Origin of the sequence: Shimia sp., from assembly GCF_041624275.1 — a bacterium.
Taxonomy (GTDB): Bacteria; Pseudomonadota; Alphaproteobacteria; order Rhodobacterales; family Rhodobacteraceae; genus Shimia.
Window position 1 is genome coordinate 1 of sequence record NZ_JBFJVE010000216.1, and the last position, 4,720, is coordinate 4,720.

General features: G+C 65.3%; 3 protein-coding genes. 2 read left to right on the forward strand and 1 reads right to left on the reverse strand.

What is annotated here, in order from left to right; all coding sequences use genetic code 11:
• A partial coding sequence (locus tag ABZD10_RS13815; RefSeq protein WP_372887333.1) for an FAD-dependent oxidoreductase occupies nucleotides 1-1,334 on the reverse strand: 1,334 nt, incomplete at its 3' end.
• Nucleotides 1,335-1,587: 253 nt separating this feature from the next.
• Between ABZD10_RS13815 and ABZD10_RS13820 the strand changes: the two genes are divergently transcribed.
• Complete coding sequence (locus ABZD10_RS13820) at nucleotides 1,588-4,011, forward strand: FAD-dependent oxidoreductase (RefSeq protein ID WP_372887334.1); 2,424 nt, start codon at nucleotides 1,588-1,590, stop codon at nucleotides 4,009-4,011.
• A 218-nt stretch (nucleotides 4,012-4,229) separates the two neighbouring features.
• On the forward strand, nucleotides 4,230-4,720 hold a 491-nt coding region (locus ABZD10_RS13825), incomplete at its 3' end, for a PAS domain-containing protein (RefSeq protein ID WP_372887336.1).

Consider the following 4,720-nt stretch of genomic DNA (forward strand, 5'->3'; position numbering starts at 1 on the left):
ACCTCGAGCCCGAATTGATGCCCCCACACCGCGCCCAGATCCGAGAAGATGTCGTACATCGGTGTCGTGCGATGCGGCCGCGCGGCGGGCAGTTCTTCGTTCGGGTAGGCGACGGAACACCGTTTCTGGTAGTTCTCGATCACCTTGGGCCGGGTATAGCCCGGCGTGATCCAACCGCCGAAACGGGCGCAGTCCATGGCGAAAGTGTCGCGCTCGCATTCGCCCTCCACCATCCATTGCGCCAGCATCAGCCCGACGCCGCCGCCCTGGGAAAAGCCCGCCATCACCGCGCAGGCCGACCAGTAGTTGCGCATCCCCGGCACCGGGCCGACCAGCGGGTTGCCGTCGGGGGCAAAGGTGAAGGGGCCGTGGATCACCGATTTGACCCCGGCGGCCTCAAGCGCCGGAAACCGCCGGTAGGCGAAGGCGATGGACTCCTCGATCTTGTCGAAATCGTCGGCCAGCAGCTCATGCCCGAAACTCCAGGGCGTGCCGTCCACCGCCCAGGGTTTGCAGGGCTGTTCGTAAAAGCCGATGCAGAGGCCGCGCCCTTCCTGTCTGAGATAGCTTTCGCCGGCCGGGTCCATGACATGCGGGTGCTCGCCGCCGGCCGCGATGATCTCGGCGATCAGTGGCACCTCGTCGGTGACGATATACTGGTGCTCCATCGGGTGCAGCGGGAAATAGACCCCGGCCATGGCGCCGACCTCGCGGGCCCAGAGGCCGCCGGCGTTGACCACATGTTCGGCGTGGATGCTGCCCTTGTCGGTGACCACGTCCCAGCTGCCGTCGGGGCGCTGGTTGGTTTCGCGCACCATGCAGTGGGTCTCGATGGTGGCGCCGCCCATGCGCGCCGCCTTGGCATAGGCATGGGTGGTGCCCGAGGGGTCGAGGTGGCCGTCGAGCGGATCGTAAAGCCCGCCGATGATGCCGTCGATATTGGTCACCGGGGCGATCTTCCTGATCTCTTCGGGGGTGATGATCTCGGTCTCCAGCCCCATGAAACGATGCTTGGCGCGTTCGGCGAGAAGCATGTCGAACCGGTCCTGATTGTCCGCCAGGGTGACGCCGCCGACATGGTGCAGACCGCAGGACAGGCCGGTGATCTCTTCCAGCTCCTTGTAAAGCCGGATCGTGTAGCCCTGAAGCGCCGCCATATTGGTGTCGCCGTTGAGGGTGTGAAACCCGCCCGCCGCGTGCCAGGTCGAGCCCGAGGTCAGCTCGGACCGCTCGAGCAGCATCACGTCGGACCAGCCGAGCTTGGTCAGGTGGTAAAGCACCGAGGCGCCGACGACGCCGCCGCCGATGACGGCCACGCGGGTGGTGGTTTTCATGGATCACTCCTGTCTTTTGTCGCGCCCAGTCTGGGGCAAATCCGGCCTGCGGCATGTGGGTTTGCGACGAATTGTGTCGCAATCGTCATGCCAATTGGCGGCGGTAGGAGAATGTCTGCACATATCGGGGCGATCGGGCAACTTCGGCGCGGGGCGGCCCGTTTCCGACAGCGCATGTCGGGATTTTGCATCCGGCGGCCTGCGGGCGGCGGCACAGTGGGGTCAAATTCATCAGCCGGAACGGAACAGCCCCATGCGAACCGAAGCCCAAGCAGTCGTCATCGGCGGCGGCGTCATCGGATGCTCGATTCTCTATCACCTGACCAAACTGGGGTGGCGCGACGTCGTGCTGCTGGAACGTGACGAGCTGACCTCGGGCTCGACCTGGCACGCGGCGGCCAATATCCACGGGCTGCACGACAGCGCCAACATCAGCCGCCTGCAACATTACACGATGACGCTCTACAAGGCGCTGGAAGAGGAGACCGGGCAAAGCTGCGGCGTGTTCCAGCCCGGCTCGCTGTATCTGGCGCAGACCGAGAACCGCGTCCACCAGCTGAAGCTTCAGGCCGCCAAGGCACGGCTTTACGGCATGAATTTCCACGAGATCAGCCGCGACGAGGCCGAGCGCCTGCACCCGCTGGTCGACTTCGACGGCATCCGCAGCATCATGTGGGAGCCCGACGGCGGCAATGTGGACCCCTCGGGGGTGACCAATGCCTATGCGGTCGGCGCGCGCCAGCGGGGCGCCGAGATCCACCGTTTCACGCCGGTCACCGGCACCGAGCAAAGGCCCGACGGCCGCTGGACCGTGCGCACCCCCAAGGGCGACATCACCACCGAATGGGTGATCAACGCCGCCGGTCTCTGGGGGCGCGAGGTGGCGGCCCTTGCCGGGCTGGAAATGCCGCTTCAGCCCACCGAGCACCAGTATTTCGTCACCGAGACCATTGCCGAGATCGCGGCGCTCGACAGGCGCCTGCCGTCGGTGGCCGACCGCGACGGCGAATACTACATGCGCCAGGAGGGCAAGGGGCTGCTGATCGGCGCCTATGAGCGCGACATGCGCTTCTGGGCCGAAAACGGCACGCCGCTGGATTTCGCCCATGACCTCTTTCCCGACGATCTCGAGCGGATCGAGGAAAACCTGCTGCGCGCCATGGCGCGGGTGCCGGTCGCGGCGCAGGCCGGGGTCAAGCGGGTGATCAACGGCCCGATGATCTGGTCGCCCGATTCCAACGTGCTTCTCGGGCCGGTGCCCGAGCGCGCCGGCTATTTCATGTGCGGCGGCATCATCCCGGGGTTTTCACAGTCGGCCGGCATGGGGCTGATGGTGGCGCAGTGGATCATCGAGGGCGAGATGCACTATGACATGTTCCCCTGGGATCTGGCGCGTTTCGGGCTCTGGGCCAACAACCGCGCCTTCGTCAAGGCCCGGGTGCGCGACGTCTATTCGCACCGGTTCGCGATCCATTTCCCCAACGAGGAACGCGCCGCCGGGCGGCCGCTGCGCAGGCGGCCGGTCTACGAGGTTCAGAAAGCCATGGGCGCGGTCTTCGGCATGACCTATGGCTGGGAACATCCGCTGTGGTTCGCCGGCAAGCCGGGGGTCGTCGATGGCAACGGGTTCACCCGCCAGAACTGGTGGGCGCCGGTCGGCGACGAATGCCGCATGCTGCGCGAGCGCGCCGGGATCATCGACATTTCGAACTTTGCCAAATACCGCTGCAGCGGTCCGGGCGCCGAAGACTGGCTGAACGCGGTCTTTGCCAACCGCATGCCGCGCGCGGTGGGGCGCAGCTGCCTGACGCCGCTGATCGGCAAGCGCGGCGGGGTGGCCGGGGATTTCACCGTGACGCGGGTCGGCGAACAGGACTTCTGGGTCATCGGCTCGGGCATGGCCGAACGCTATCACCAGCGCTTCTTCAATCAGGTGCCGCTGCCCGAGGGCACGGTCTTCACCTCGCTGACCGACAGCATCTGCGGTTTCAACGTCGCCGGGCCGATGGCGCGCCAACTCCTGCAGGGGCTGACCGGCACTTCGCTGGCCAATGACGATTTTCCCTTCATGCGCTCGCAAAGGATCGAGGTCGCCGGCATCGAGGCGCTGGCGCTGCGGGTCTCCTTCACCGGCGATCTCGGCTGGGAAGTTCATTGCCGCTCCGAGGACCAGGCGGCGCTTTACCGGGCGCTGCTGGCGGCGGGCGAGGCCCTGGGCGCCGGCCCGGTCGGCAGCCGCGCCCTGATGTCGCTGCGCATCGAAAAGGGCTATGGGTCCTGGAGCCGCGAATACAGCCCCGAATACTGGCCGCAGGAGGTCGGGCTCGAGCGGCTGTGCAAGATGGACAAACCCTTCCTCAACCGCGATGCGCTGGCCGATACCCTGGCCCGCGCGCCCCGTGAACGGCTGGTGCTGCTGCATCTGGACGAAGCCGACACCGCCACCTCGAACGCCGATGCCACCGGCGGCGAGCCGGTCTTCAAGGACGGCAGGGGTATCGGCAAGGTCACCTCGGGCGGCTACGGCCACTCGGTCGGCATGTCACTGGCGCTGGCCCATGTGAAAGACGCCGCGCCGGGCGATGAGGTCGAGGTGATGGTGCTCGGGACACCGCACAGGGCACGTATCCTCGACCGCCCGCCCTTCGACCCCGAGGGCCGGCGCCTGCGCGGCTGAGGCCATATTGCCGGAACGGGCATGAAAAAGGGGCGTTTTCACCCGTAAGTTTAATGCGGGGTTAAAGATATATGGGAGTTGTCCGATTTTTACACAATATATAGTTGCAGAAGGCTTCTGCTGACCTAGAGTCGAAAGGATCAGATGCTGCGGGCGTTGTCCTGCGGGCATAATCGTTCCCTGGAACGACCAAGTTGGCGAGGTCACGGCGAACTGCGATGAACGAACTCGGATTGAGGCGCGAGGCACTGCATCTATCCAGCCGGATCCACCCCTCGGAAGGCAAGGGGCTGACGATCGACGCGCTGTATTCCGTGCTTGGCCAGGCCGGGATCGGACTTTTCAAGATCGACCTGAAAACAGGGGAATCCTGGGTTTCGGATGTCTGGAAGACGATGCTCGGGCTTGACGCCGATGCGCCGATCCTCGGCCAGCAGGAGTTTCTGAACCGGGTTCACCCGGAGGATCTGAAAATCGTCGAAGCGGCGGATACGGCGCTGATCTCGGGACAGGAATCCAAGAGCAAATCGGTGTTCCGCATTCGCCATGAGGACGGTCACTGGCTGTGGATCCAATCCGACACCGGGGTCTCGGCCCGGGACGCCGAGGGGCGTCCGGCCGAGATATCCGGGGCCCATATCGACGTTACCGCCGAAAAGGTGGCGGAAGAGAAATCGCGCGCCAACAGCTTCCGCTACAAGGTGCTGAT

What these genes read in the sequence shown, in the direction of transcription:
- ABZD10_RS13820 (WP_372887334.1), top strand. Translation starts at nt 1,588, where the DNA reads ATGCGAACCGAAGCCCAAGCAGTCGTCATCGGCGGCGGCGTCATCGGA.